Raw genomic sequence first — 26,744 nt, forward strand, 5'->3', positions numbered from 1 at the left:
GCGACGTCGGCCAGGGGGCCCGCGTCCCAGCCGAGAGGAGATGCCCGTGATGCCGGAGACCGTCGAGTCGGTGTTCGCCGGCGTGGTCGCCCGGAACCCGGGAGAGCCCGAGTTCCACCAGGCGGTCCGCGAGGTGCTGGAGAGCATCGGTCCGGCCCTGGCCCGGCATCCGGAGTACGCGGAGGTGGTCGAGCGGGTCTGCGAGCCGGAGCGGCAGGTCCTCTTCCGCGTGCCGTGGGAGGACGACCAGGGCCGGGTACGGGTGAACCGCGGCTTCCGGGTGGAGTTCAACAGCGCGCTCGGCCCGTTCAAGGGCGGCCTGCGCTTCCACCCGTCGGTCTACCTGGGCATCGTGAAGTTCCTCGGGTTCGAGCAGATCTTCAAGAACGCGCTGACCGGGCTGTCCATCGGCGGCGGCAAGGGCGGCGCGGACTTCGACCCGAAGGGCCGCTCCGACCGCGAGGTGATGCGGTTCTGCCAGAGCTTCATGACCGAGCTGTACCGGCACATCGGCCCGCAGACCGACGTGCCGGCCGGTGACATCGGGGTGGGGGGCCGGGAGATCGGCTACCTGTTCGGGCAGTACAAGCGCATCACCAACCGGTACGACGCGGGCGTGCTCACCGGCAAGGGCCTGGCGTACGGGGGCGCGCAGGTGCGCCGGGAGGCGACCGGTTACGGGGCGGTGTTCTTCGCCGACGAGATGCTCCGGCAGGCGGGCGACAGCCTCGAGGGCAAGCGGGTGGTGGTGTCCGGCTCCGGCAACGTGGCCATCTACGCGATCGAGAAGGTGCACCAGCTCGGCGGCACCGTGGTGGCGTGCTCCGACTCCGGCGGCTACGTGGTCGACGAGAAGGGCATCGACCTGGCGTTGCTGCGCGAGCTGAAGGAGCAGCGCCGGGGACGGCTGGCCGAGTACGCGGAGCACGCGCGCAACGCGGTGGCGGTCCCGGACCGCAGCGTGTGGGAGGTGCCCTGCGACCTGGCGCTGCCCTGCGCCACGCAGAACGAGATCGGCGGCGCGGAGGCGGCCGCGCTGGTGGCCGGCGGCTGCGTCGCGGTGGTGGAGGGGGCGAACATGCCCACCACGCCGGATGCGGTGCGGATCCTCGGCCGGGCCGGAGTGCGGTTCGCTCCGGGCAAGGCCGCCAACGCCGGCGGGGTGGCGGTGAGCGGGCTGGAGATGCAGCAGAACGCCAGCCGCGACACGTGGACGTTCGGCGAGTCGGAGCAGCGGCTGCGCGAGATCATGCGGGACGTGCACGACAGGTGCTGGGCGACCGCGGAGGAGTTCGGCCTGCCCGGCGACTACGTGGCCGGGGCGAACATCCAGGGGTTCCGGCGGGTGGCCGAGGCGATGCTGGCACACGGGCTGGTGTGAGCGGTCCGCGGGACGGACGCCGCCCGGGCCGCCGGCGCCGGCACCCGCCCGCTCCACCCGCCCTGCTGAGCCTGCCCTCAGTCCTCCGCCCGGCCGTACCAGCCGCCCCGGTAGATCGTGCCCTGCGGGGCCGGCTCCGGCTCGAGCTGTGGCTCCGGCTGCGGCGGCACGTCGCCGGCGGTGCGGCGGGAGCGGCGCACCCGGCTGACCACGAACCAGCAGACGCCGGCCACGACGGCCACGATGACGACCTTCTGGAACGTGCCCGCGTACGCCTCGACCACGTGCCACTGCTCGCCCAGCAGGTAACCGGCGAGCACGAACGTGGTGTTCCAGATCAGGCTGCCCAGCGCGGTGTAGAGCAGGAAGACCGGCACCGGCATCCGTTCCACCCCGGCCGGGATGGAGATGAGACTGCGGAAGATCGGAATCATCCGGCCGAAGAACACCGCCTTGACGCCGTGGCGCAGGAACCACGCCTCGGTGCGGTCCACGTCCTCCAGCTTGATCAGCGGCAGCCGCCCGGCCAGGGCACGCATCCGGTCCCGCCCGAGGGCCGCGCCGATGTAGTAGAGCGCCAGCGCGCCCACGATCGACCCGAGCGTGGTCCAGAAGATCGCGCCGGCCAGGCTCATCTTGCCCTGGCTCGCGGTGAAGCCGGCCAGCGGCAGGATCACCTCGCTGGGGATGGGCGGGAACAGGTTCTCCAGGGCCACCGCGAGGCCGGCGCCCGGCCCACCGAGCCGTTCCATCAGGCCGGTGACCCAGCCGGCTACTCCGTCGCCGGCCGGTTCCGCGGCCCGCGAGGTGCTCACCCGGGGGACGGCGAGCAGCTGTGCGTTTCCGATCATCGGACCAACGTTACGGGGCGAAGCCGCAGACGACCACGCGTCATGGAAACCATTATCGTGTACGCCATGCGTACGCCGTTGCGGATCGCCGCCGCCCAGCCGCTGACCCGCGCCCACGACGTCGAGGGCAACGCCGCGCGGCACGCCGACGCGGTACGCGCCGCCGCGGCCCGGGTGGTGGTCTTCCCGGAGATGTCGCTGACCGGGTACGAGCTGACCGCCGCGCCACTGGATCCGGCCGACCCGAGGCTCGCGCCGCTGCGGGCGGCCTGCGCCGAGACCGGGACGCTGGCGCTGGCCGGGGCGCCGGTGGCCGGGCCGCGCATCGGGGTGCTCGCGGTCGACGCCGACGGCGTGCGGGTCACGTACCGGAAGATGTGCCTGGGCGGCGCGGAGCCGCGGCACATGCGACCGGGCCGGGAGCCGGCGGTGCTCGATGTGGACGGCTGGCGGCTGGGCCTGGCGGTGTGCAAGGACACCGGCACGCCGGAGCACGCGGCGGCGACGGCGGCCCTGGGCGCGGACGCCTACCTGGCCGGGGTGCTGGAGTCGGCCGAGGACGCGGCGGTGCCGGACGAACGTGCCCGCCGGGTCGCCGCCGCGCACGGCGTGTGGGTGGTGACGGCGAGTTTCGCCGGGTCGACCGGAGGCGGGTACGCGCGGGCCGCTGGCGGCTCGGGGATCTGGTCACCGGACGGTGCGCCGGTGGTCCGCGCAGGCACGGCCGTCGGCGAGGTGGTCACCGGGACGCTGCGGTGACGCTCAGCCCTCGCCGGCGCCGCCGCGCAGCCGCTCGTAGCCGTCGATCAGCTTCCGCAGCGCGGCGGCGGTAACCGGGTCGATCTTGTCGTCCTCGGCGGCGTCCTCGATCTTCTCGCGCAGATCCTCGACTCGCTTGTCCCGGTCCTTCGGCCTGCCCCGGTCCAGCTCGGCGGCCTTCTTCCGCAGGTCGTCGGCGGTCTTGCGGTCGATCAGCCCGACCGCCTCGGCCCGGTCGAGCAGCTCATCGAACCGGTCGCCGAGCTGACGCAGCGTCACCGGCTCGGGTGCCGTCGACGGCGGCGCGGCGCTGCTGGGCTTCGGGGCGGGCGGTTCGGCGGCGCCGGTCGACGGGCCCGCGGTGGGCGCGGCGGCCGGCGGGGTGCCGGAGCCGTCGCCCCACACCAGCGAGCCGACCACCGCGAGCAGCAGCACCACCGCGCCGGCGACGAGCAGCCCGAGCAGCCGGTTCGACGAGACCGCCGGTCGCGGCGGCGCGACGGGACGTGCCGGCGGGACCGGGCGGGACGCGGCGGCCGGGGACCGCTCGACGAGGGTGGGCGGGTGCGCCACCGGCGCCACCGTGGGCAGGATCGCGGTCGGCGGGTCCACCGGACGGCCCGCGCCGAGCCGCTCGGCGAGCCGGGCCGCGGCGGGCCGCCGCTGCGGGTCCACGGCGAGGCAGGCCAGGACCAGGTCGGCGATCTCCGGCGGCAGGCCGGGCACCCGCAGCGGCGGCACCGCCGGCTGGTTGCGCCGCACGTCCAGCACGTCGTCCCAGCTGCGCACCGGCAGCGGCGCCCGACCGGTGAGGCTGCGGTACATCAGCACGCCGAGCGCGTACACGTCGCCGGCCGGGTTCGCCGGGCCGGGGTCGAGGCGTTCCGGGGCGAAGTAGGCGGGGGTGCCCATCAGCAGCGCGCCGGTCTGCCCGGTGACCGGGTGCGGGCCGGCGGGCGCGGCGATGCCGAAGTCGAGCACCTTCGCGCCGGTCTCGGTGAGCATCACGTTGGCCGGCTTGATGTCGCGGTGCACCACGCCGATCCGGTGCGCCGCGGCCAGGGCCCCGGCGACCTGCCCGGCCGTGCGTACCGCGTCCGGCCAGGCCAGCGGCCCGCCGGCCAGCCGGTCGGCGAGCGTCTGACCCTCCACCAGCTCCATCACGAGGTACGGGACCACGACGCCGCTGTCCAGCGTCGCCTCGCCGTAGTCGTACACCTGGGTCACGTGCGGGTGGGTGAGCCGCGCCGCCGCGCGGGCCTCGCGCTGGATGACCGCCCGCAGTTGCGGGTCGGCGGCGAGCTGCCCGGCGAGGGCCTTGACCGCGACGGGCCGGTGCAGCACCTCGTCGTCGGCGCGCCACACCTCGGACATACCGCCGAGGCCGATGCGTTCGCGCAGGACGTATCGGTCGTGCAGGCGCAGGGCGGGCGTGAACGGCGACATAATTCACCAGGCTGCCATGCGCGGCACCGACCGCACCAACCCGCGCCCCCGTTTCGTCCCGTTCCGGCGTTCTTCCGCCCGCTCCTCCCCCGGTCAGGCGGGGTACAGCTCGTCGCGCAGTTGGGCCAGCAACTCGGGGGTCCGCTCCGGTGGCGCGGCCTCCACGCACAGCCGTTCCATCGCCTCGGCGTAGAAGTCGAGGTCGTCGCGCTTGTCCAGGTAGATCGCGCTGGTGAGCTGCTCGATGTAGACGATGTCGGGCAGGTCGGCGTCGCCGAAGCGCAGGATGCTGAACGCGCCGCTGGCCGCGGCGTGCCCGCCGGCGGCGAACGGGACGATCTGCAACCGCACGTGCGGGCCGGAGGTCGCCTCGATCAGCGCGTCCATCTGCTCCCGCATCACCGCGGCGCCGCCGATCGGGCGGCGCAGCACCGCCTCGTCGAGCACCGCCCACAGCTGCGGCGGGTTGGGGCGCCGCAGCAGCTCCGTGCGCTGCATCCGCAGCTCCACCCGCCGGTCCAGCTCCGCCGCCGACGCGCCGCGGTGGCCGAGCAGGATGACCTCCCGGGCGTACGCGGCCGTCTGCAACAGGCCGGGTACGAACTGCACCTCGTACGTACGGATCAGCGCGGCGGCCGCCTCCAGGCCCAGGTACGACTGGAACCAGGCGGGGAGCACGTCGCCGTAGCGGTGCCACCAGCCCGGGCTGTTCGCGTCGCGGGCCAGCTTGAGCAGCGCGTCGCGGTCCTCCGGCGCGGTGACGCCGTAGAGCGTGAGCAGGTCGGCCACGTCGCGCTCCTTGAAGCCGACCCGGCCCAGCTCCATCCGGCTGATCTTCGACTCCGACGAGCGGATCTCCCAGCCGGCGGTCTCGCGGCTGACCCCGGCGCTCTCCCGCAGCCGGCGCAGCTGCCCGCCGAGCAGCATGCGCAGCACTGTCGGACCGCTTGTCGGACCACCCTCGACGGGCACCGTCGCCACCTGACCGCCCTCGCATCCCGACCGCCCCGGCCGGGCACCGTCCCGGACCGACGAGTAAGCATGCCATGAACCGACAGTGAGGCGAACTCCTCCGGACGGACGGAGTCAGTCCCGTGTACGGGACGGCGGGATCAGGTGGTCGAAGTCGCCGTCCCGGGCGCCGAGCACGAACGCGGCGATCTCGTCCACTGTGTAGATCAGCGCCGGACCCTCGGGGTGCCGGGAGTTGCGGACCGCGATGCCGCCACCGCCGGGCAACTCGGCCAGTTCCACGCAGTTGCCGCTGGGGTTGCTGCGGCGGCTCTTCAGCCAGCGCATCGGTGGCAACTCGGTCGCGGGCACGCCGTTCGGGGGTTGCTGCATGGGCGTCCTTCGGGATGAGCCAGCCGAGGCCGCGGGGAGGAGCGGTGGGTGGCGACGTCTGTCGACTGAGGAGTGAGATGCACGTGCATCTGCTATTGCATCTGCAATGGACAGAGAGCATGATAGCCGAAATACGGTGTGCCGGTTCGTTCACGCACGGTGACCCGAGCCCGGCCCCGGGACGCCGCTCAGCGCGGCTTCGGGACTGCGGTGAGGAGGGACGCGTTGGCGGATCCGATGACCATCGCCTCCGGCATCTCCGCGGCGGGCGCGCTCGTCTCCGCCTGGCAGTTACGCCGCCGCGCGCTGCGCGCCGAAGCCGAGATCGAGCTGCTCCAGGCCGAACTGGCCGCCGAGCGGCACGCCGCCAGCCACGACCCGCTCACCGGGCTGCCCAACCGCCGCGCGTTCTTCCGCCTGGCCGCCGCCCTGCTCACCGACCCGGCCGGGCAGCCGCTCGTCGCGGTGGTGCTCGACCTGGACAACTTCAAGCAGGTCAACGACCGCTACGGGCACGCCGCCGGGGACCAGGTGCTGGTCAGCGTGGCGCAGCGGCTGGCCGCGTTCGCCGGCCCCAACCTGGTCGCCCGGCTCGGCGGCGACGAGTTCGCCGGCCTGCTGGCCAGCCCCACGGCGGACCGCCGGTGGATCGAGCACGCCACCCGGCGGCTCTGCGAGGCGCTCGCCGCGCCGATCCCGCTCGGGGCGCGCAGCATCCAGGTCACCGCCTCGGTCGGGCTCGCACCGGTGCACTGCCCCACCCAGCTCACCGACGCGCTCTGCCGCGCCGACGCGGCCATGTACGAGGCGAAGACGCTCGGCGCCGCCCGCCCGGCCCGCCAGCTCGTCGCGGAGTGCTGACCGCGCTCCGCCCGCCCGGCGCGCGTACCGGATCCCGGCGTACCCGGTCCCGGAACGCCCGGCGGCGGCGCGTCACCCACGCCGGGGCGACAGCGGGCCGCACCCGGTCGGCACGCGGCGCCCTCCGGCGGGTCAGCGCCAGCCGTAGCCGGCGCGCAACGCCTGCCCGACCCGGTCGAACCGCGGCCGGTCCAGCACCGCGCCCTCGCGGCGGATGCTGTCCTCGCGCATGGTGAGCACCCGGTCCAGGCGTACCCAGCTCGGCCGGTTGTCCCGGTCCCACTCCCCCGGGCCGAGCGCCAGCCAGTGCCGCTGGCCGTCCCGGTCGCTCTGACTGGACAGCATCAGCCCGAACAGCGTGCGGCTGTGCCGGCCCACCACCAGCACCGGGCGGTCCTTGCCCTGGCGCGGGTCGTCCTCGTACGGCACCCAGGTCCAGACGATCTCGCCCGGGTCGGCCTGCCCGTCCGGCTCCGGCGCGTACGACAGCTCGCGGCGCTGCAACGCGCTGACCTGGCGGCGGCGCGCGACCTGGGCCGGGATCGGCCCGCCGGTGCGGGTGGGCGCAGCGGCGCCGCCGGTGATCCGGCTGAGCCGGGACGCCACGTTCCTCAACAGACCTGCCACGGCGGGCAGCCTATCGGCAGAGGTGAGCCGGCACCGGAATCGGGTCGCCGGGCTGTGTGCGCGGTGCCATCATGCCCCGGTGACAGTGCCCCGCCATCAGATCCGCGCCGCGTTCACCGACACCGCCGTCACCGTCTACCAGGCATACCCGCCGGAGATCGCCGACGCCGCGATGCGCGCGGGCCGGTTCGTGCCACCGTTCAAGCGGGAGCGGATGACCTGGATCAAGCCCTCGTTCCGCTGGATGATGTACCGCTGCGGCTGGGCACTCAAGCCGGGCCAGGAACGGGTGCTGGCGGTCGACATCAGCCGGGCCGGCTTCGAGTGGGCCCTGCGGCACGCCTGCCTCAGCAGCTACGACCCCCGCCTGCACCCGGACCGGGAGGCATGGCGGCGCAGCCTGCGGGTCAGCCCGGTGCGGGTGCAGTGGGATCCGGAACGCTCGCTGCGGCTGGCCGCCCTGCCGTACCGCTCGCTGCAGGTCGGGCTGACCGGCGAGGCGGTACGCCGATACGTCGACGAGTGGGTGGTCGGGCTCACCGACGTCACCGGGCTGGCCCGGTCGGTGCACGGTCGCCTCACCGACGGCGACGAGGCCGGGGCGTCGGCGCTGCTGCCGGTGGAACGGCCGTACCCGCTGCCGGCCGAGGTGGCCCGCGTCGTCGACGCCGGCTGAGCGACCGGCAGCGCACGGGCTGGGCGGGTGCCGCGAGGCGGGGCGCCCTGGGGCGCGCTGTTAATAGGGGGCCCTTCTCCTACCGGAGGCGTTAAGAAGGGGCCCTTCCTTACGCTGGGGGCGTGGAGTTACCCGACGATCTGCCGCTGTTCGAGCGCAGGGCGGTGCGGCTGGTGGTGCTCGACGCCGCCGACCGCCTGCTGCTGTTCCACACCCGCGACCCGGATCACCCGGACCTCGGCGTGTGGTGGGAGCTGCCCGGCGGCGGGCTGGACCCGGGCGAGACGTACCGGGAGGCGGCGGTCCGCGAACTGCGCGAGGAGACCGGCATCGCCATCGGCCCGGACGAGGTGGGCGCGCCGACGTGGCGGCGGCGGGCCAGCTTCCGGCACCGGCAGCGCCGCCACCTCCAGGACGAGGTAGTGGTGGCGGTACGGCTGCCCGGCCCCGGGCCGGACGTGGACGAGGCGCTGCGGCTGGACTACGAGGTGGAGGACTACTTCGGGTTCCGCTGGTGGCCGCTGGCCGAGGTGCTCGCCGACCGGCCGCGCTGCTATCCCGGACGGCTGCCGGAACTGCTGCCGACGTTCCTGGCCGGGACGGAGATCGACGAGCCGTTCGAGCTGTGGTCCTAGCGTGGCATGCCGCCGGGCGCGCCACCGGGCAGAGTGGAGCCGTGACTCCTCTGCGCGCACCCCTGGCCCGTTACGCCGAGCGGCTGCACCGCGCCGCCGGTGACACCCACCACGTCGCCTCCCCGCTGGGCGCCTGGCTGCTGCTGGCGCTGACCGGCCCGGCCGCCACCGGCGACGCCCGGGCGGCGCTGACCGAGGCGCTCGGCGCCGACCCGGACGACGCCGCCGCCGAGGCCCGGGCGCTGCTCGCCGCGCCGCACCCGATGGTCGCCGCGGCCACCGCGCTGTGGGAGCGCACGCCCGCGGCGGAGCTGGCCGCCTGGCGGGCCGCCCTGCCGGAGGACACCGAGCGCGGTGCGCTGCCCGACCAGGCGGCGCTCGACGCCTGGGCCCGGGAGCGTACCGGCGGGCTGATCGACCGCTTCCCGGTCGACGTCACCCCGGACACGCTGCTGGTCCTGGCCAACGCGCTCGCGACAAGGGTGTCGTGGGCCGACCCGTTCGACACCGCCCCGGGCGCGGAGCTGGGCGCGGGCAGCGCCTGGTCGAGCCGCCTGCGGTGGGTGCTGCGCACGCCGCCGTTCGGGCACCGCTGCTGGGTGGCATCGACCGACCGGGCCGGGGACGTGGCGGTGCACGCGGTGCCGGCCGGCGACGACGGCGCCGGCATGCTCGTGGTGTCGGTGGCCGCCGCGCCCGAGGTGCCGGCGGCCGAGGTGCTGGCCGCCGCGCAGGAGCTGGCGAGCGCCGCCGCGCTCGTTCCGGACTCGATGCCGGGCCGCCGGTCGCTGTTCGACCTGCCGCTGGGCGAGACGCCGCTGTGGACGATGCGGGAGAAGCCGGTGAACACGTTCGCGCCGGACGGCCGGGAGGAGCGCGCTACGGCGGTGCTGCCCTGCTGGTCGGCGCGGAGCCGGCACGACCTGACCGCGCCCGGGTTCGGCTTCGACGCGGCGGCCCGGGCGCTCGGCGAGCTGCTGGGCCTGACCGGGCCGGGGTTCGACGCCGCGCAGTCGGCGGTGGCCCGGTTCGGCCGCTACGGCTTCGAGGCCGCCGCGGTGACCGCGTTCGGCATGGTGGCCGGCCTGCCGCCGGAGGGGGTCGCCCGCGTCGCCGAGCTGCGCTTCGGCCACCCGTACGCGGTGGTCGCGGTGACCACCGACCCGGCCGGCGGCCCGTGGCACGCGCTGCCGGTCTACTCCGCCTGGGTGGCCGACCCGGACGAGCTGCCCGCCGACGAGGCCGGATAGGCGGCGAGCGCACTGGTGAGCTGGTCCAGTCCCAGCGAGCCGAGTTCCAGGGCCCGGTTGTGGAACGTGCGCCGGTCGCCGGGGAACGCCGCGCGGCCGTCGCGCCACACCCGCTCCCCCACCTTGTAGGTGAGCGCCTGCCCGGGCCGGCCCAGGTAGCGGGCCAGTTCCAGAGGCGCGTACGGGCCCTGGTGGCAGCGGTCGCGCAGCAGGTCCAGCGCGGCGTCCGGCGTCCACGGCGCGCCGCCGCCGGCCGGCATCGGCAGCCGCAGGTGCAGGCCGATGTCGAGCACCACCCGGGCCGCCCGCAGCAGTTGCATGAACAGGTGTCCCAGCCGGGCGCCCGGCTGCTCGTAGAGCCCCAGCTCGTCCATGAACCGCTCGGCGTACAGGGCCCAGCCCTCCTGGGCGCCGGAGAGCCCGCCGAGCAGGTTCAGCCGCTGCCCGGGGCCGCCCCGGCACGCCTCCGAGCCGAGTTGCAGGTGGTGGCCGGGGACACCCTCGTGGTACGCGGTGCTGTACGCCCACCAGGTGGGGAAGCTCTCCCGGCCCTCGGGCAGCAACCACGAGACCCGGCCCGGCCGCGTCAGATCCCGCGACGGCCCGATGTAGGCGGTGCCGCCCGACGCGGTGACCCGTGACTCGATGCGCCGCAGCGGCGCGGGGATGTCGAAGTGGGTGCCGTGCAGCCGCTCGGTGGTGGCCTCCAGCAGCTCCTGGAGCCAGGCTCCGAACGCGTCCCGGCCGTGCAGGACGCCTGGTGCGCCGGGACGGTCGAGCCGGTCCCGCACCTCGGGCACGGTGCCGCCCAGGGCCTTCGCCTCCGCGACCAGGTCCGCCTCGATCGTGGTGAACTCGTCCCAGCCCCACTCGTACAGCTCGCGCAGGTCCGGCTCCGCGCCGAGGAAGGCACGCACCCAGAGCGCGTACCGCGCCGGGCCGAACGCCTCGTCGTCGTGCGCACGCGGCGCGAGGTCCGCGGTGAGCGTCTCGGCGAATCTCCGGTACGCCGCGTGGGCGTCCCGCGCCGCCGCCCGCAACGACCGGCGCTGCGGGCCGTCGCCGTACCGCTGGACCAGGGCGATGTCGTCGTCGATCCAGGCGCGGCAACGCCGCGTCACCAGCTCCACCTGGCGCCGGGCCGGCAGGTGGCCGCGCCCGGCGGCGAGCAGGAGGCTGCGGGCGTACCCGTCGAGCGCGGCCGGGATCGCGGCCTGGCGCGCGCCGACGCGGGCCCAGCCCTCCTCGTGGGCCGCGCTCCCGGCGTCGCGGCCCGGCACCGCTGATTCGACGCACTGGCGGATGAGCTGCAGCGGGCCGGTGGCCGCGGCGTGCAGTTCCCGCAGGTCCTCCCCGGCGTCGTGGAAGGCGATCCGGGCGCGCAGCCGTTCGGCGAGGTGAGCGTGCAGCGGCGTCGCGGGCAGCGTCCCGAGCCGGCGCAGGGCGCGGGCGGCGAGATCGGCGCGGGCCTGATGACCGTCCGGGCTGTAGTCGGTGAGCCCGTCGACGTCCTGCTCACCGGCCTCGACCAACGCCGCACACGGATCGAGGCGTCCCGTCTCCCGCAGCAACGCGTCGGTGAAGTCCTCGCTCACCGCACCGATGCTAGCCCGGTGATCAAGGAGTTCGCGCCGGCCGGGACGACGCGAACTCCTTGATCGACACGGTCAGACCGAAGCGAGTTCCTTCTTCTCGGCCTTGGCGGCCAGGCGCTTCTCGCGCTCCTGGGCGCCGATCAGGTCGTCCGGCAGGGAGTCCTCCACCTCCAGGTCGAACCGTCGCAGCAGCCGGATCGCGAAACCGCCGAGCGTGATCAGGATCAGCGCCACGCCGAAGCAGATGTACGCGAAGCCGATGCCCCGGCCCGGACCGGTGCCGATCACCGCGCCCACCGAACCGGCGAGCGCCCCGCCCGGGGCGAGCATCGGCTCGAACAGCGCGGTGGCGCCCGGCGCGAGCAGCGCGAACCCGATCGGCAGCGTCGACCAGGAGATGGTCTGGTTGAGGCTGAACACCCGGCCGTGGAAGCGCTGCGGCACCTTCACCTGGACGATCGTCGCGTAGATCGACTGCGCGGTGGTCATCGACATGGCCAGCCAGCAGAAGCCGACACAGATCATCGCCACCGACGCGTCCAGGCCGATCAGCACGCAGCCGATCGCGGTGCCCAGGTTGCCGATCAGCACGCCGATCATGCGGCGCTTGCGCGGGCCGCCCCACAGCGACATGAGCACGCCGCCGAGCACCGCGCCGACCGCCTCGGCCAGCGCCACCTGCGCCACCTGCGTCGGGCTGCCGAACGACAGCACCAGCGGCGTGATGAGCACCAGCGCGGGCGCCAGGAAGATGTTGCCCAGCGCGAAGTAGCCGAGCATCAGCCGGAACCCGCGGTGCCGCCAGGAGTAGCGCATGCCGTTGGCGATGGCCACCAGCAGCCGTTCCCGGGGCCGCCAGCCCAGCGCGTCCGGGAAGCGGACCACGGCGAGAGTGAGCACCGCGAACACGTAGCTGGCCACGTCGACCAGCAGGATGCCCTTCAGCTCGATGGTGGCGAGCAGGCCGGCCGCGAACGCCGGCATGAGCAGCGTCGCCACACCGGTGGAGAGCTGGGTGATGCCCATGGCGTGCCCGAGGTAGCGCTTGGGCACCAGCTGCGGCACCGCCGACTGGAACGCGATCCGCTGGAACGAACCGGCCACCGAACTCAGCGCCACCAGCATGTAGATGTGCCAGAGCACCAGGTTGTCGGTCCACAACAGGGCGGCCAGCACGAGCTGGACGGAACCGGCGAAGCAGCTCGCCGTCATCATGATCCGCCGCCGGCTGACCCGGTCGACCAGGGCGCCGGCCACCGGCAGCATGAGCACGCCGCAGATCAGCGCGAGCGCCCAGAGCAGGCCGAGGTTCGCCACCGAGCCGGTGCGGTTGAACAGCCAGATCGGCAGCGCGAACGCGGTCAGCGCGGAACCGGTGCTGGAGATGAGCTGGCCGGTCGTGATGGCCATGAACCGGCCCATGCTCGGCTTGACCGTCTTGGTGGGCTTGCGGTCCTCCCCGACCCGCAGCGTGTCGGCCACCACCCAGCCGGCGTCCTCACCGCGGGCCTCCGGCGTGAGCGCGCCGACGTCACCGGCGGCCACCGCCGGGTGCACCCGGGTGACGATCTCGGCCAGTTCCTCGGCCCGGTACTTGAGGAAGAAGTGCCCGGCCTGGTCGAGCACCACGAGGCCGAGCGTGTCGCTGAGGAACTGCCACTCGGCGTACCGCTCGCGGTAGTAGTCGGTCACCGGGTCCTCGGAGCCGACCACCGAGATGATCGGCGCGCGCAGCTTCGCCGCCTGCTGGTCCAGCAGCCGGGTGAAGTACTCCTCCGAGGCGCGGGAGTCGGCCCGCATGTTGCTGATGATCCGGTCGGCCTGCTCCGGCTCCAGCTCGTCGGTGTCCACACCCATCGACTTGAGCCAGCTCGCGGAGTGCCTGTTGCTGCTGAGCCGCTCGAGGCGGTCGCGCAGCGCCGCGATCACGCCCTTCGGGCGGGCGAACGGGAACATGGCGCCGATGTAGACGGCCTCCAGGTCCCGGCCGGCTGCCTCGACCTTGCGGGCCACGTCGGCGAGGATGGCGCTGCCCACGCCGCAGTGGCCGTACAGGGCGATCGGCCCCTCGACCCGCTCCAGAATCTCGTCGGCGACCCGGCTGGTCAGCTCGTCGAACGGCAGCGCGTCCTCGCTGAGACCCACGTCGTGGCCGGGGATCGCCAGCGACCACAGCCCGTACCCGGCCGGCAGCGCGTCGGCCAGCGGCTGGTAGACGATGGCGCTGCCGCCGCCGTACGGGACGCAGACGTACGTCAGCACCCGCTTGCCCGCCGGGATCGGCTTGGTCAGCTCGTAGAGCAGCCGGCGCGGCCCCTCCTGCGCGGCGTCGCCGGAGATGAACGCGGCGAGGTCGCGGATGGTGCGCTGCTGGAACAGGTCCATCACACCGACCGCCCGGCCGCCCAGCTCCGCCTTGCGGATCTTCGCGACCACCTGGGTGGCGAGCATCGAGTGCCCGCCCAGGTCGAAGAAGTCGTCGTCGATGCCGAGCGTGTCCACGCCCAGCACCTCGGACCAGATCGCTGCGAGCGCCCGCTCGGTGTCGTCGCGCGGCTCCACAAGCGCCACCGACGCCTCGCGGGCGACCACCGGCGCGGGCAGCGCCTTGCGGTCCAGCTTGCCGTTCGGGGTCAGCGGCAGCGCGTCGAGCGTGACGAACGCGGCCGGCACCATGTACTCCGGCAGCGTGTCCTTCAGCGCCGCCTTCAGCGCGGCGTGCTCGGCCTCCCCCACCAGGTACGCGGTGAGCCGCTTGTCGCCCGGGCTGTCCTCCCGGACGACCACCGTGGCCTCGGTGACGCCCGGCTGCTCGCGCAGCGCGCTCTCGATCTCGCCCAGCTCGATGCGCAGGCCGCGCAGCTTGACCTGGTGGTCGATGCGGCCCAGGAACTCGATCACCCCGGCACCGTCCGGGCCGACCACCCAGCGGGCCAGGTCACCGGTGCGGTAGAGGCGGGCGCCCGGCTCGAAGGAGAACGGGTCGGGGACGAACTTCTCCGCCGTCAGCGCGGGCCGGCGGTGGTAGCCGCGGGCCAGCCCGACGCCGCCGATGTGCAGCTCACCGGCCACCCCGACCGGGCACTGCGCGCCGGACGGGTCGAGCACGTGCAGTCGCAGGTTGGCGATCGGCGCGCCGATCGGCACGCTCGTCACCTCGGCGAGCCGGTCCGGCTCGCACGCCCAGGCGGTCACGTCGATGGCCGCCTCGGTCGGGCCGTACAGGTTGTGCAGGCCGCACCAGGGCAGCCGGGCGGTGAAGTCGGCCGCCGAGGCCAGCGGCAGCTCCTCACCGGAGCAGATCACCCGGCGCAGCGCGGTGGCCGCCTCGACGCCGTCCTCGGCGAGGAAGACGGTGAGCATCGACGGGACGAAGTGGGCGGTGGTGATCCGCTCGGACACGAGCAGGTCGCGCAGGTAGCCGGCGTCCTTGTGGCCGCCGGGCTTGGCCAGCACCAGGCGGGCGCCGGTGCGCAGCGGCCAGAAGAACTCCCACACCGACACGTCGAAGCTCGCCGGGGTCTTCTGGAGCACCGCGTCGTCGGCGCCGAGGCCGTACGTCCTCTGCATCCAGTCGAGCCGGTTGACGATGCCCCGGTGCGTGTTCGGCACGCCCTTCGGGCGGCCGGTGGAACCGGAGGTGTAGATGACGTACGCCAGGTGCTCCGGCCCGGCGGCCGGCGCCGGGTCGGTCTCGGGCTGACCGGCCCAGACCGTGGCGTCGTCCAGTTCGAGCACAGTGGCGCCGGTGTCCGGCAGCACGTCGCGCAGGTGCGACTGGATCAGCACGACCGGCGCGTCCGCGTCGCCGACCATGAACGCGAGCCGGTCGGCCGGGTACTCCGGGTCCAGCGGCAGGTACGCGCCGCCGGCCTTGAGCACGCCGAGCAGCCCGGCGACCAGTTCCACGGAGCGTTCCGCGCAGACCCCGACGAGGGTCTCCGGGCCGACGCCCGCCGCGCGCAGCCGGTGCGCGACGCGGTTGGCCTGCGCGTTCAGCTCGGCGTACGTGCGGCTGTGCCCGTCGATGGTGACCGCGACGGCGTCCGGGGTGGCCGCGGCGCGCGCCTCGATCGGGCCGTGCAGCGTCTGCTCGTGCGGGAAGCCGGCTGTGGTGTCGTTCCAGGCGGCCAGCAGTTCCCGCTCGGCGGCGGGCAGCAGCGGCAGGCGGGACACCGGGGTGTCCGGCGCGGCGACGACCGCGTCCAGCAGGGCGGTCCACCGCTGCGCCATCCGCTCGACTGTGGCCCGGTCGAACAGGTCGGTGTTGAAGACCAGCTTGCCCCAGAGCCCGTCGACGGTCTCCACCGCGTGCAGCTCGAAGTCGAACCGGGTGGCCCGCAACTCCATCGGGGTCCAGGAGAACGTGACCTCGTCGGTGCGGGACACGCCGGTGAACCGGCCCATCTCGTAGTTCTGCAGCACGAACATGGCCTGGAACACCGGGGAGCGGCTGACGTCGCGCGGCAGGCCCAGCTCGTGGACCACCTTGGCGAACGGCACCTCGGCGTGCTCGAACCCGTCCAGCACGGTACGCCGGGTGCGCTCCAGCAGCTCCGCGAACGTCGGGTCGTCGGCCAGGTCGGCGCGCAGCGGCAGCATGTTGATGAACATGCCGACGACGTTCTCCAGCTCCGGCGCGGACCGGCCGGCCACCGACGCGCCGATTGCGAAGTCGTCCTGGCCGGCGTGCCGGGCCAGCAGCACCTGGTACGCGGCGAGCAGCGTCATGAACAGCGTGCCGCCGCTGTCGCGGGTGAGCGCGTTGAGCGCCTCGGTGGCGGCCGGGTCGAGCTGGAACTCGACGAAGTCGCCCCGGTACGTCTGGGTGGCCGGGCGCGGCCGGTCCAGCGGCAGTTCCAGCGGGGTGATGCCGGCCAGCCGCTGCTTCCAGTAGTCGACGTGCGCCCGCGCCTGCGGGCCGTCCAGTTCCTGGGCCTCCCAGACGGCGAAGTCGCCGTACTGGATCGGCAGGGCGGGCGGCTCGCCGCCCCGGTAGAGCGTGATCAGGTCACGCAGCAGCACGTCCACCGACCAGCCGTCGCCGACGATGTGGTGCTGGGCGAGGAACAGCACGTGGTCCTCGGCGGTCAGACGGATCAGCAGGGCCCGCAGCAGCGGTCCGTTCGCCAGGTCGAACGGCTCGGCCGCCGCCGCGTCGACGAGCGCCTGCGCGGCGGCCTCGTCCGGCGCGTCCACCACCGTGAGCGGCACGTCGGCGGTGTCCGCGACGACCACTGTGGGACGGCCGTCGGCGTCGGCCGGGAAGCGGGTGCGCTGCGACTCGTGCCGGTCGGCCAGCGCGGTCAGCGCGGCGCGCAGCGCGTCCACGTCGAGTGGTCCGCGTACCCGCAGCGGCACCGCGATGTGGTACGCCGCCTCGCCCGGGGCGAGCTGGTCCATGAACCAGACCCGCTCCTGGGCATAGGACAGCGGCACCTGGGCGCCGGACGGGCGGGGGGCGATCCGGGCCGCGGGGGCGGTCTGGCGGGCGCGTAGCCGTCGGGCGATCAGCGCCTGCCGGGCCGCCTCGCGGGCCGGATCCTTCAGGTCGGTCATCAGTTGGTTCCCTCTTCCGCCGCGAGCAGCGCGGCGACCTCGGTGTCGGAGAGCCCGTCGAGTTCGGCGGCGATCCGCTGTTCGATCTGGGCGGCCAGGTCCGCCACCGCGGGGCTGCTGAACAGCGCCCGCATGGGCAGGTCGACGTCCACCTCGGCGCGGATCCGGGCCATCGCCCGCATGCCGCGCAGCGAGTTGCCGCCGAGGGCGAAGAAGTCGTCCAGGGCGCCGACCTTCTCCACCTGGAGGATCTCGGCGTACACCTCGGCGACCAGGGCCTCGGCCTCGGTGCGGGGCGCGACGTAGCTGTCCTGGGCCGGCTCGGCCGCCGCCGGGGCGGGCAGCGCGGCGCGGTCCAGCTTGCCGTTGGGCGTCAGCGGCAGCGCGTCCAGCCGGACCAGGGCGGCCGGCACCAGGTGCGCGGGCAGCTCGCGGGCCAGTTCGGCGCGGACCGAGTCCTCGTGGGCCGGGCCCACCAGGTAGCCGACGAGCGTCGGCTCGCCGCCGTCGGTGCGTACCGCCGCGGCGGCGGCGCGCACGTCCGGGTGGGCCAGCAGCGCGGCCTCGACCTCGCCCAGCTCGATGCGCATGCCGCGCACCTTGACCTGGTCGTCGCGGCGGCCCAGGTAGTCCAGCGTGCCGTCGGCACGCCAGCGGGCCAGGTCGCCGGTGGCGTACATCCGGGCGCCGGGCGGGCCGTACGGGCAGGGCAGGAACCGCTCGGCGGTCAGGCCGGGCCGGTCGTGGTAGCCGCGCGCGAGCTGGGTGCCGGTGACGTACAGCTCCCCCACCACGCCCGGGGGCACCGGCCGCAGGGCGGCGTCGAGCAGCAGCGCCCGGGTGTTCCAGGTGGGCGTGCCGATCGGCACCGGACCGGCCGGGACCGGCTCGCCGGGGGCGACCCGGGCCGCGACGCAGCCCACAGTGGCCTCCGTCGGGCCGTACTCGTTGATCACCGCCACTTCGGGGTGCGCGGCCCGCCAGGCGGCGAGCTGCTCCCCGGTCAGCGCCTCGCCGCCGATCACCAGGTCGGCCGTGGGCGACAGCTCGGCGTCGAGCAGCGGCAGGTGGCTCGGCGTGACCTTGAGGAAGGCCGGCCGGCCGCCGGCGCGGGCGGCGGGATCGTCGATCGCGGCGAGCCGCACCGTGCCGCCGGCGGTGAGCGTGCCGAGCAGGCCGGTGACGGTGAGGTCGAACGAGACCGGCGAGTGCAGCAGCGCCACCCCGGCCAGCCCCGGGTAGGTGGCGCGGGCCCAGGCCAGGTACGCGGTCACCGCCCGGTGCTCGACCACCACGCCCTTCGGGCGGCCGGTCGAGCCGGAGGTGTAGAGCACGTACGCCGGGTGCTCGGGGCGCAGCGGCGCGACCCGGTCGGCGTCGGTGAGGTCGTCGCCGGACTGGTCCGAGCCGACCTCGCCGTCGAGCACCAGCGCGTCGCCGGGCACCAGGGCGGCGGTGTCCGGCGCGGTCACCACCAGCGCGGGCGCGGCGTCGGCCAGCAGGTACGCGATCCGCCCGGCCGGGTACGCGGTGTCCACCGGCACGTACGCGGCGCCGGCCTTGAGCACCGCCAGCATCGCCACGACCAGGTCGCAGGAGCGGGGCAGCGCCAGCGCGACCCGGGTCTCCGGGCCGGCGCCCCGCGCCACGAGTAGCCGGGCCAGCCGGTTCGCGGCGGTGTTCAGCTCGCCGTAGCCGAGCGTCACGCCGTCGCACACCAGCGCCGCCGCGTCCGGGGTGGCGGCGGCCTGCCGCTGCACCTCGTCGACCACTGTGGTCACCGGCACGTCGCGGGCGGTGTCGTTCCAGGCGCCGAGCACCCGGTCCCGCTCGGTGTCGGTGAGCAGCGGCAGCGCGCCGACCGTACGCTCCGGCTCGGCGACGGCGGCGTCGAGCAGCCGTACGTATCGGCGGACCACCGTCTCGGCCGTGGACCGGTCGAACAGGTCGGTGCGGTAGACCAGGCGGCAGTCGCCGGTGGTGATGTCGAAGGCCAGGTCGTCCTTCGTGGTGCCCAGCTCCACCGGGTCGAGTCCGGAGTCCGGGATCCAGTTCAGGGCGGTCTGGAAGATCGGCTGCACCGCCGGGTCACGCTGCGGGTCGACCGCCTCGACGATCTTCTGGAACGGCGTCTGCCCGTGCTCCATGGCGTCGATCAGGCCGTTGCGGACCCGGCCGAGCAGCGCCGCGAACGTCGGGTCGCCGGAGACGTCGCAGCGCAGCGCCACCGGGTTGACGAACATGCCGATCAGCGGCGTCAGCTCCGGGTTGTCCCGGCCCGCCGTGGAGACGCCGACCACCACGTCGGCGTCGCCGGAGATCCGCGACAGCAGCGCCGCGAAACCGGCCAGCAGCACCATGTACGGGGTGGCCTGCGCGCCGGTGGCCAGCGCGCCGACGCGGTCCAGCAGCCCGTCGGGCAGCGTGAAGCGCACCTCGTCACCGGCGAAGCCGAGCTGGGCCGGGCGGGGCCGGTCCAGCGGCAGGCCGGTGACCGGCGGCGCGCCGGCCAGGTGACCGGTCCAGAACGCGAGCTGCCGGTCCAGTTCCTCGCCGGTGAGCTGCTGGCGCTGCCAGACCGCGAAGTCGGCGTACTGGATGGGCAGCTCGGGCACGGCGGGCTCGGCGCCGGTGCGCGCGGCGTCGCAGAACGCGACCAGCTCGGTGTGGAACAGCACCGCCGAGTGGCTGTCGAAGACGGCGTGGTGCACCACGAACGCCAGCGCCAGCCCTTCGGTCATGCGGATCAGCCGGGCCCGCCACAGCGGCGCCGCGTCCAGCGGGATCGGCAGCCGCGCCATCTCGCCGCGGATGCGCTCGAACTCGGCCCGCTGCTCACCCGCCGGCAGGTGGGTGACGTCGGTGACCGGCAGCGGCGCCGGCTCGTGGGCGCGTACGACCTGCACCAGCGCGCCGTCGTCGGTCCGCAGGTGGGTACGCAGCGCCTCGTGCCGGGCGATCACCCGGTTGACCACGTCACTGGCCGTGCCGGCGTCCACGCCGGCCGGGAACAGCCACGGGAAGGACACGTTGAACACCGGTGACCCGGCGTCGAGCTGGTTGGCCATCCACACCCGCTCCTGGGCGTAGGAGGCCGGGAAGGTCCACTCCTGGGTCATGAGAGCCCCTCGCGCACGGAGCGGGGACGCATGTCGGTCCAGACCTCGTCCACGTGGGCCAGGCACTCCTCGCGGGTGCCGGCGAAGCCGGTGCCGTGCCAGCCGGCGGGCAGGTCCCGGTCGGCCGACCAGATCGAGTACTGCTCCTCGTCGTTGCGGACGACCAGGAATCGGGGTTCGGCCATGTCAGTTCGCTCCTGCGTTCTCGGGGGTGTGCGGCTCGGCCATCGCCACGGCGATCTTGCGGGGGCCGGTGAACGGCTCCCGGCCGTGCGCGGCGGTCATGTTGTCCACCACCAGCACGTCGTCGCGCTGGTAGTCGAAGCGGACGGTGGCCGCCCGGTAGGCGGCGCGCAGGTGGTCCATCACGTCGGCGGGGATCTCGCCGCCGTCGCCGTAGTAGGTGTTCGACGGCAGCCCGTCGGCGCCGAACATGGCCAGCAGCCCCTCCTGGTAGTCCTTCGGCAGCGTGCTGAGGTGGAAGAAGGTGGCGTGGTTGAACCAGCGCGGGGTGTCCGACCCGGGCCGGTGGTGCACCACGTCGCGGACCGCGCGGGTACGCAGGCCGTCCTTGCCGACCCACTCCACCGTGATCCCGTTGTCCGCCGCGTACGCCTCGACCTCGGCGCGGCTCTCGGTGTTGAACACCTCCTGCCAGCGGGTGCCGAAGTCGCCGTGGAAGTTGCGCACCAGCATCCACCGTCGGCGGATGAACTCCTCGCGGACCGCCGGGTCGATCAGCTCGTACACCCGGCGCACGTCGGCCAGCGGCGTGGCGCCCTGCGTCTGCGGCGGCGTGACGCAGTAGAAGAACAGCGTCAGCGGCCAGCGCGCCTGGTACGAGTTCTCGTTGTGCAGGAAGATCTCCTCGTCCGGCGGGTAGTCGGTCGAGGTGTAGACCCGGCCCTTGATGGAGTGCCGGGGCGAGGAACGCTCGGTGTAGGTCAGCGGCTCGCCGGCGAGCGCGCGTACGGCCTGGTCGAAGCCGTCCACGCCGCCCACGTCGAAGCCGCGGAACAGCAGCCCTCCGCTGGCGACGAGGGTGTCCCGCAGCTCGGCGCGGCGGGCCGCGATCAGGTCGGTCAGCGCCCGGCCGTCGCTCTCGACGACCACCGGCAGCGTCGTGGTTGTCTCGCTCATGGTGCGGTGTCTCCTGGTTCTGCGTCGGGATGTCAGCCGCGGGGCAGCCGCGGGATGGCCGGGATGGCCGCCGGGGCGGCCGGTGCGTCGGCGGGCGCCTCGGCGCGCAGTTCCTCGATCCGGGCGGCCAGTCCGGCCACCGTGGGGGTCTCGAAGAGGCTGCGCATCGGCAGCCGTACGCCGGTCGCCTTGCGCATGGCGGCGATGAGCTGCACGGCGACCAGCGAGTTGCCGCCGAGGGCGAAGAAGTCGTCGTCCACGCCGACGTCGGTGACGCCGAGGCCGTCGCGCCACACCTGGGCGATCGTCTTCTCCAGCTCGGTGCCGGGCGCCGCCGAGCCGCCGCCGGTGGCGGGCGTCGTACCGGCCGGCGCGTCGGTCTCCTCGGTGAGGCTGTCCGTGGTGACCCGGGCCGCCCGGCGCCGGATGTCGGCAACGGTCCGGGTGGTGATCACCACCTGGGCGCCGAGACCGGCGGCGAGGCTGCGGCGGAACGCCTCCGCGCCGTCGACCGGGCGGATGTCCTCGGTGACCGGCGCCGGGGCGTCACCGGCCGCGGCCGGGGACTCGGCCAGGTTGCCGGTGACCGCGTCCTGGTCGACCCGGCGCAGCACGAAGTCGCTGATCGCGACCAGCTCCCGGCCGTCCGGGTCGCGCAGCGACAGGTCGGCGGCGACCACCTCGTCGGTGGCGGCGGGCCGGTGCCGCAGGTGACTGTGGAACGTCGCCGGCAGCGGCCCGCGCACCACGATCCGGCCGTACGACAGCGGCAGGTAGGTACCGGAGCCCTGCCCGCGGCCGAACGCGGTGGCCACGTCCAGCAGCGCCGGGTGCATTCCCCAGGAGGGCAGGTCGCCGAGCGCGGCGGCTGGTGCCTGCACCCGGGCCAGCTCCTCACCGTCGGCGAGGTGGTGCTCGGCCAGCGCCGCCCAGCGCGGCCCGAACGTGAGCATGCTGGTGCGTCCCCGGCCGAACGAGGCGTCGTCGTCGACCCGCCGCCCGGCCACTGCCGGCACGGCGGCCGGCGGGGCCGCGTCGGTGGTCCACCCGGCGGTGCCGCGTACGTGGGTGCGCGCCTGGCCGGCGGCGAGGCTGGCGACGGTGAAGTCCGTGCCGTCCTCGGCCGGGGTCAGCTCGACCCGGTACTGGGCCACGGTGCCGTCCGGCACCGGGAACGGCTCCAGGAACACCACGTCGCGCAGCTCCACCGCGGCGTCCGGCCCCGGCGCGGGCAGCGCGGCGACCACCGCGGCACGCACCGACTCCAGGTGGGCGGTGCCCGGCACCACCGGCACCCCGCCGATCCGGTGCTCGTCGAGCAGCCAGTGGGTGTCCGCCGAGACCAGGCCGTGCAGCACCGTGCCGTCCGGGCCGGCGACCATCGTGGTGAGGACCGGGTGCGTGACCGCGGTGGTCACGGTGTCCCGTCCGGCGGCCCGGAACGCGGCCGGTGCGGCGGTCTCCACCGCCATGCCGACCTCGGCCCAGCCGCCCCAGTTCTGCGACACCACCGGCGCGCGGAACCCGGTGCCGGAGCGCGCGAACGCGTCCAGGAAGTTGTTCGCGGCGCAGTAGTCGACCTGGCCGAAACCGCCGATCACCGCGGTGATCGAGGAGCAGAGGACGACGAAGTCCAGCGGCAGGTCACCGAAGACCCGGGCCAGCGCCAGGGTGCCGGCCAGCTTCGGGGCCAGCACCCGCTGCGCCTCGTCGCGCTCCTTCACCTCGGCCATGCCGCCGCCGGGCAGGCCGGCGGCGTGCACGATGCCGTCCAGCCCGCCGAACCGGCGCTCCGCCTCGTCGCGGACCCGGCGCAGGTCGTCCGCGTCGGTGACGTCGGCGGCGAGCACCAGCACCTCGGCGCCCGCGGCCTCCATCCGGCGGATCGCCGCGATGGCCCGCCCGGCCCGGTCGGCGCCGCCGTGCACCGCCAGGTGCGCGTCCCACTCGTCCCGCTCGGGCAGCCCGGAACGGGCCAGCAGCACCAGCTTGGCGCGGACCCGGCGGGCGAAGTCCTCGGCCAGGGTGACGCCGATGCCGCCGAGACCGCCGGTGATCAGGTAGCGGCCCTCCTCGCGCAGCACGCCCGGCTCGTCCTCGGCGGCCACGGTGACCTGCTCGTAGCCGGCCAGCCAGCGGCGGTCGCCGCGCAGCGCCACCTCCGGGTGCTCGGCGTCGACCGGGCTGCGCAGCTCGGCCACCAGGGCGGCGACGCCGCGCGCGGCCGGGTCGGTGTCGAGCAGCCGCACGGTCAGGCCGGGCAGCTCGGCCGGGAGCACCCGGGCCAGGCCCGCCAGCGTGGCGTGCTCGGGGCGGACCAGGTCGTCGCCGCGTACGTCGCCGATGCCGGCGGTGACCAGGTCCAGGCGTACGCCCGCCTCGTCGGCCGTGACACCGGCGCCGGCCAGGGCCTGCACCAGGTGCAGCGCGCCGAAGAAGCCGCGCTCCTGCGCCGCCCAGGCGGCCGCCGGGTCGGTGCCCGCCGGGTCGCCGTCGAGCGCGAACGCGTGCACGATCCGCCGGGGCAGGTCGGCGCCGAGCGCGGCGACCAGTTCCTCGGCGTCGGCGCGTACGCCGGGGCGCAGCCGGAAGCCGTTCGGGGTGGCGGCGAACGCCTCGCCGGCGCGTACCTCGACCGGGTCGTCGCCGGCGGCGCGCAACGCGGCCACGAGCGCCTCGCCGCGCGGGCCGTCGGCCAGCACCAGGCAGCGGCCCAGCGGCTCGGCCGTGCGGACCGGGGCGGCCTGCCGCCACACCGGCACCGCGAACCACTCCGGCAGCGGGCGGGGGCCGGTCTCGGCGAGCGCCGCGGCGACCTCCTGCTCCGGGTCCGGGTCGATCCAGTAGCGGCGCCGCTCGAACGGGTACGTGGGCAGCGGCACCCGCCGCGCGTGCGGGTCGGCCGGGAGGCTCACCGGCACCCCGGCGCACCAGAGCGCGCCGGCCGTGCCGAGCAGCGCGGCCACGTCACCGGTCTGCTCGCCGGGGCCGGGCAGGCTGCCCAGCGGGGTCAGCGCGCGCTGCGCCTCGCCGGCCTTGGCGACCTGCATCCGGGCCAGGTTGGCCAGTTGCCGGCCGGGACCGCACTCGACGAGCGCCCAGGTGCCCTCGGCGAGCAGCGTCGCCACGCACGCGCCGAAGCGGACCGGGCGGCGCAGGTGCGCGGCCCAGTACGCCGGGTCGGTGGCCTGCGCCTCGGTGATCCAGGTGCCGGTCACGTTCGACACGAACGGCACCGCCGGGGCGCGCAGCGGCACCGTCGCCATCAGCGCGGTGAACTCGTCCAGGATCGGGTCCGTCATCGGCGAGTGGAACGCGTGCGAGGTGCGCAGCAGCTTCGACTTGTTCTTGCCGCCGAGGCTCGCCGCGAACTCCTCCACGAGCGCGGTCTCGCCGGCGACCACGCAGGTGCCGGGGCCGTTGACGGTGGCCACCGACAGGCCCTCGGGCAGCCGGCCGGTCACCTCCGACTCGTCCAGCGCGACCGCCAGCATCGAACCGGCCGGCAGCGAGTGCATGAGCCGGCCCCGGGCGGCCACCACCCGCAGCGCGTCGGCGAGGTCGAGCACCCCGGCCACCGTCGCGGCCACGTACTCGCCGATGGAGTGGCCGATCATCGCGGCCGGGGCCACCCCGGCGGCCCGCCAGGCGGCGGCGAGGGCGTACTCGACGGTGAACAGGGCGGGCTGGGTGTAGCGGGTCTGCGTGAGCCTGTCCGCCGCGTCCGGGTCGCGGCCCAGGATCAGGTCGCGGATGTCCAGGCCCAGCTCGGGGCGGAGCAGCTCGGCGCACTGGTCGACGGCGGCGGCGTACGCGTCGTCCTGCGCGTACAGCTCGGCGCCCATCCCGGCGTACTGCGAGCCCTGGCCGCTGAACAGGAACGCCACCCGGGGCGCGGGTCCGTCGGCGACTCCCCGGTGACCCTTGCGCCGCTCGCGCAGCGCGGCGGCGGCGGACGCCGGGTCGCCGGCGACCACCGCGGCGCGGTGGCCGTACACCTGGCGGCCGACGCGCAGCGTGTGCGCCACGTCGGCCAGCGCCACGTCGCTGCCGCTCTCCAGGTGGTCGGCGAGCCGCCGCACGGCGGTGTCCAGCGCGGCAGGGGTCTTCGCCGACACCTGGAGCAGGTGCGCCGGGCGGGCGGACGGCTCGTGCCGGCCCGCGGCCGGGGCCTCCTCCAGCACCACGTGCGCGTTGGTGCCGCCGATGCCGAAGGAGCTGACACCGGCCCGGCGCGGCCCGCCGTCGGTGTCCCACTTGGTCAGCGTGTTCGCCACGTAGAACGGGGTGTCGGCGAAGTCGATGGCCGGGTTCGGCGTCTCGTAGTTGATGGTCGGCGGGATCAGCCCGTGCTCCATCGCCAGCACCGTCTTGATCACGCTGACGATGCCGGACGGCTGGCTGAGGTGGCCGATGTTCGACTTCACCGAGCCGATGCCGCACCAGCCGCGCTCGTCGGTGTCCTTGGTGTAGACGGCGGACAGCGCGGCGACCTCGATCGGGTCGCCGAGCGCGGTGCCGGTGCCGTGCGCCTCGACGTAGCTGATGCTGCGCGGGTCGACGCCGGCGAGCGCGACGGCCTGGGCGACGGCCTCCATCTGCCCGTCGATGCTGGGGGCGGTGAAGCCGACCTTCCCGGCGCCGTCGTTGTTGATCGCGTTGCCGAGCACGACCGCACGGATGGTGTCGCCGTCGGCGATCGCGTCGGAGAGCCGCTTGAGCAGCGTCACACCGACGCCGCTGCCCCACACCGTGCCGTTCGCTCCGGCGTCGAACGGGCGGCACCGCCCGTCCGGCGAGGTGAAGCCGTCCATGCCGAGGTAGCCGACGTGCGGCAGCTCGATGTTGACGCCGCCGGCCAGGGCCATGTCGCACTCGCCGTTGCGCAGCGCCTCGCAGGCCAGGTGGAACGCCACCAGGGAGGTGGAGCAGGCGGTGTGCACGGTCAGGCTGGGGCCGCGCAGGTCCAGCCGGTACGACACGTTGGTGGCCACGTAGTTCGGCGAGTTGCCGGTGGCCAGCGAGACCGCGCCGTGCGGATTGCCGCCGACCCGCTTGTTGCGCATCACGTTGCGGTGCAGGTACGTGTTGCCGCCGGTGCCGGCGTACACGCCCACCGCGCCGTCGTAGCGGCCCGGGTCGTAGCCGGCGTCCTGCAACGCGGTGTAGCAGGTCTCCAGGAACAGCCGGTGCTGCGGGTCGGTGATCTCGGCCTCGCGGGCGGTCATCCCGAACAGGCCGGCGTCGAACTCGTCGTAGCCGTCCACCAGCGGGGCACGGTTGACCCAGCCCGGGTCGTCGACCTCCTGCGGCTGGGCGCCGCGGGCGAGCTGCTCCTCGCGGGTCAGTTCGGTCGTCGACTCCACGCCGTCGACCAGGTTGCGCCAGAACTCGTCGACGTCGGCCGCGCCGGGCAGGCGGGCGGCGAGCCCGACGATGGCGATGGGCTCGACGCCGTCGTCGGCGGGAATGTCGTTCTGCATGGGGGTTCCTTCATTCAC

Annotated in this window: 17 protein-coding genes; 6 read left to right on the forward strand and 11 right to left on the reverse strand. The window is 74.7% G+C overall.

The genetic code is table 11. The features are described from left to right. The first annotated feature begins 49 nt into the window (after positions 1 to 49). A complete protein-coding gene (gene gdhA / locus ABIH81_RS25650) occupies positions 50 to 1,381 on the forward strand; it encodes an NADP-specific glutamate dehydrogenase (RefSeq protein WP_349877431.1) in 1,332 nt (443 codons plus the stop codon). A 77-nt stretch (positions 1,382 to 1,458) separates the two neighbouring features. On the opposite strand, the gene ABIH81_RS25655 is transcribed toward gdhA, so the two are convergent. Continuing rightward, positions 1,459 to 2,232, reverse strand: a complete 774-nt coding sequence (locus tag ABIH81_RS25655) for a DedA family protein (RefSeq protein ID WP_349877432.1) — start codon at positions 2,230 to 2,232, stop codon at positions 1,459 to 1,461. Positions 2,233 to 2,298: 66 nt separating this feature from the next. Here ABIH81_RS25655 and ABIH81_RS25660 point away from each other — a divergent pair, with 66 nt between their 5' ends. Beyond that, positions 2,299 to 2,991: a carbon-nitrogen hydrolase family protein gene (locus ABIH81_RS25660; RefSeq protein WP_349877433.1), complete on the forward strand. Its 693-nt coding sequence runs from the start codon at positions 2,299 to 2,301 to the stop codon at positions 2,989 to 2,991. Positions 2,992 to 2,994: 3 nt separating this feature from the next. Here ABIH81_RS25660 and ABIH81_RS25665 read toward each other — a convergent pair whose 3' ends face one another. From ABIH81_RS25665 to ABIH81_RS25675, 3 genes are all read right to left on the reverse strand, one after another. After that, a complete protein-coding gene (locus tag ABIH81_RS25665) occupies positions 2,995 to 4,437 on the reverse strand; it encodes a serine/threonine-protein kinase (protein WP_349877434.1) in 1,443 nt (480 codons plus the stop codon). Between the two features lie 93 nt (positions 4,438 to 4,530). Beyond that, complete coding sequence (locus ABIH81_RS25670) at positions 4,531 to 5,418, reverse strand: helix-turn-helix transcriptional regulator (RefSeq protein WP_349877435.1); 888 nt, start codon at positions 5,416 to 5,418, stop codon at positions 4,531 to 4,533. 105 nt (positions 5,419 to 5,523) lie between these two features. Then, a complete protein-coding gene (locus tag ABIH81_RS25675) occupies positions 5,524 to 5,781 on the reverse strand; it encodes a DUF397 domain-containing protein (protein WP_120570193.1) in 258 nt (85 codons plus the stop codon). Between the two features lie 225 nt (positions 5,782 to 6,006). Between ABIH81_RS25675 and ABIH81_RS25680 the strand changes: the two genes are divergently transcribed. Next, a complete protein-coding gene (locus ABIH81_RS25680) occupies positions 6,007 to 6,642 on the forward strand; it encodes a GGDEF domain-containing protein (protein ID WP_030269102.1) in 636 nt (211 codons plus the stop codon). A 132-nt stretch (positions 6,643 to 6,774) separates the two neighbouring features. Here the strand turns inward: ABIH81_RS25680 and ABIH81_RS25685 are convergent, their stop codons facing one another. Next, the gene (locus ABIH81_RS25685) at positions 6,775 to 7,269 is read right to left on the reverse strand and encodes a type II toxin-antitoxin system PemK/MazF family toxin (protein ID WP_349877436.1); all 495 of its coding nucleotides are present in this window, start codon (positions 7,267 to 7,269) and stop codon (positions 6,775 to 6,777) included. 79 nt (positions 7,270 to 7,348) lie between these two features. On the opposite strand from ABIH81_RS25685, the gene ABIH81_RS25690 reads away from it, so the two are divergent. From ABIH81_RS25690 to ABIH81_RS25700, 3 genes are all read left to right on the forward strand, one after another. Further along, positions 7,349 to 7,945 (forward strand): DUF4291 domain-containing protein, encoded by a 597-nt coding sequence (locus ABIH81_RS25690; protein ID WP_349877437.1) that lies wholly within the window; start codon positions 7,349 to 7,351, stop codon positions 7,943 to 7,945. A 122-nt stretch (positions 7,946 to 8,067) separates the two neighbouring features. Then, positions 8,068 to 8,580, forward strand: a complete 513-nt coding sequence (locus ABIH81_RS25695) for an NUDIX domain-containing protein (RefSeq protein ID WP_349877438.1) — start codon at positions 8,068 to 8,070, stop codon at positions 8,578 to 8,580. Between the two features lie 41 nt (positions 8,581 to 8,621). Beyond that, positions 8,622 to 9,830: a hypothetical protein gene (locus ABIH81_RS25700; protein WP_349877439.1), complete on the forward strand. Its 1,209-nt coding sequence runs from the start codon at positions 8,622 to 8,624 to the stop codon at positions 9,828 to 9,830. Here the strand turns inward: ABIH81_RS25700 and ABIH81_RS25705 are convergent. From ABIH81_RS25705 to ABIH81_RS25730, 6 genes are all read right to left on the reverse strand, one after another. Then, positions 9,776 to 11,425, reverse strand: a complete 1,650-nt coding sequence (locus tag ABIH81_RS25705; protein ID WP_349877440.1) for a DUF885 domain-containing protein — start codon at positions 11,423 to 11,425, stop codon at positions 9,776 to 9,778. The genes ABIH81_RS25700 and ABIH81_RS25705 overlap by 55 nt on opposite strands. A gap of 72 nt (positions 11,426 to 11,497) precedes the next feature. Further along, positions 11,498 to 16,984 (reverse strand): amino acid adenylation domain-containing protein, encoded by a 5,487-nt coding sequence (locus ABIH81_RS25710; RefSeq protein ID WP_349877441.1) that lies wholly within the window; start codon positions 16,982 to 16,984, stop codon positions 11,498 to 11,500. Next, positions 16,984 to 20,103: an amino acid adenylation domain-containing protein gene (locus tag ABIH81_RS25715; protein WP_349877442.1), complete on the reverse strand. Its 3,120-nt coding sequence runs from the start codon at positions 20,101 to 20,103 to the stop codon at positions 16,984 to 16,986. The genes ABIH81_RS25710 and ABIH81_RS25715 overlap by 1 nt, the downstream gene beginning before the upstream one ends. Beyond that, positions 20,100 to 20,288 carry an MbtH family NRPS accessory protein gene (locus ABIH81_RS25720; RefSeq protein ID WP_349877443.1) on the reverse strand — a complete coding sequence of 63 codons (189 nt, stop codon included), beginning with the start codon at positions 20,286 to 20,288 and terminating at the stop codon, positions 20,100 to 20,102. The genes ABIH81_RS25715 and ABIH81_RS25720 overlap by 4 nt, the downstream gene beginning before the upstream one ends. A 1-nt stretch (position 20,289) precedes the next feature. Further along, on the reverse strand, positions 20,290 to 21,243 hold the full coding sequence (locus tag ABIH81_RS25725; protein ID WP_349877444.1) for a TauD/TfdA family dioxygenase: 954 nt from the start codon (positions 21,241 to 21,243) through the stop codon (positions 20,290 to 20,292). A gap of 32 nt (positions 21,244 to 21,275) precedes the next feature. Further along, entirely contained in the window at positions 21,276 to 26,726 is a 5,451-nt protein-coding gene (locus tag ABIH81_RS25730) for an SDR family NAD(P)-dependent oxidoreductase (RefSeq protein ID WP_349877445.1), read from the reverse strand. Positions 26,727 to 26,744: the final 18 nt, after the last annotated feature.

Source organism: Micromonospora sp. HUAS YX12 (genome assembly GCF_040215685.1).
Classification (GTDB): Bacteria; Actinomycetota; Actinomycetes; order Mycobacteriales; family Micromonosporaceae; genus Micromonospora; species Micromonospora tulbaghiae.

Excerpts from the sequence above, each read along its gene's own strand:
- gdhA (WP_349877431.1), top strand. The coding sequence starts at position 50 with ATGCCGGAGACCGTCGAGTCGGTGTTCGCCGGCGTGGTCGCCCGGAAC.
- ABIH81_RS25655 (WP_349877432.1), bottom strand. The coding sequence starts at position 2,232 with ATGATCGGAAACGCACAGCTGCTCGCCGTCCCCCGGGTGAGCACCTCG.
- ABIH81_RS25660 (WP_349877433.1), top strand. The coding sequence starts at position 2,299 with ATGCGTACGCCGTTGCGGATCGCCGCCGCCCAGCCGCTGACCCGCGCC.
- ABIH81_RS25665 (WP_349877434.1), bottom strand. The coding sequence starts at position 4,437 with ATGTCGCCGTTCACGCCCGCCCTGCGCCTGCACGACCGATACGTCCTG.
- ABIH81_RS25675 (WP_120570193.1), bottom strand. The coding sequence starts at position 5,781 with ATGCAGCAACCCCCGAACGGCGTGCCCGCGACCGAGTTGCCACCGATG.
- ABIH81_RS25710 (WP_349877441.1), bottom strand. The coding sequence starts at position 16,984 with ATGACCGACCTGAAGGATCCGGCCCGCGAGGCGGCCCGGCAGGCGCTG.
- ABIH81_RS25715 (WP_349877442.1), bottom strand. The coding sequence starts at position 20,103 with ATGACCCAGGAGTGGACCTTCCCGGCCTCCTACGCCCAGGAGCGGGTG.
- ABIH81_RS25720 (WP_349877443.1), bottom strand. The coding sequence starts at position 20,288 with ATGGCCGAACCCCGATTCCTGGTCGTCCGCAACGACGAGGAGCAGTAC.
- ABIH81_RS25725 (WP_349877444.1), bottom strand. The coding sequence starts at position 21,243 with ATGAGCGAGACAACCACGACGCTGCCGGTGGTCGTCGAGAGCGACGGC.
- ABIH81_RS25730 (WP_349877445.1), bottom strand. The coding sequence starts at position 26,726 with ATGCAGAACGACATTCCCGCCGACGACGGCGTCGAGCCCATCGCCATC.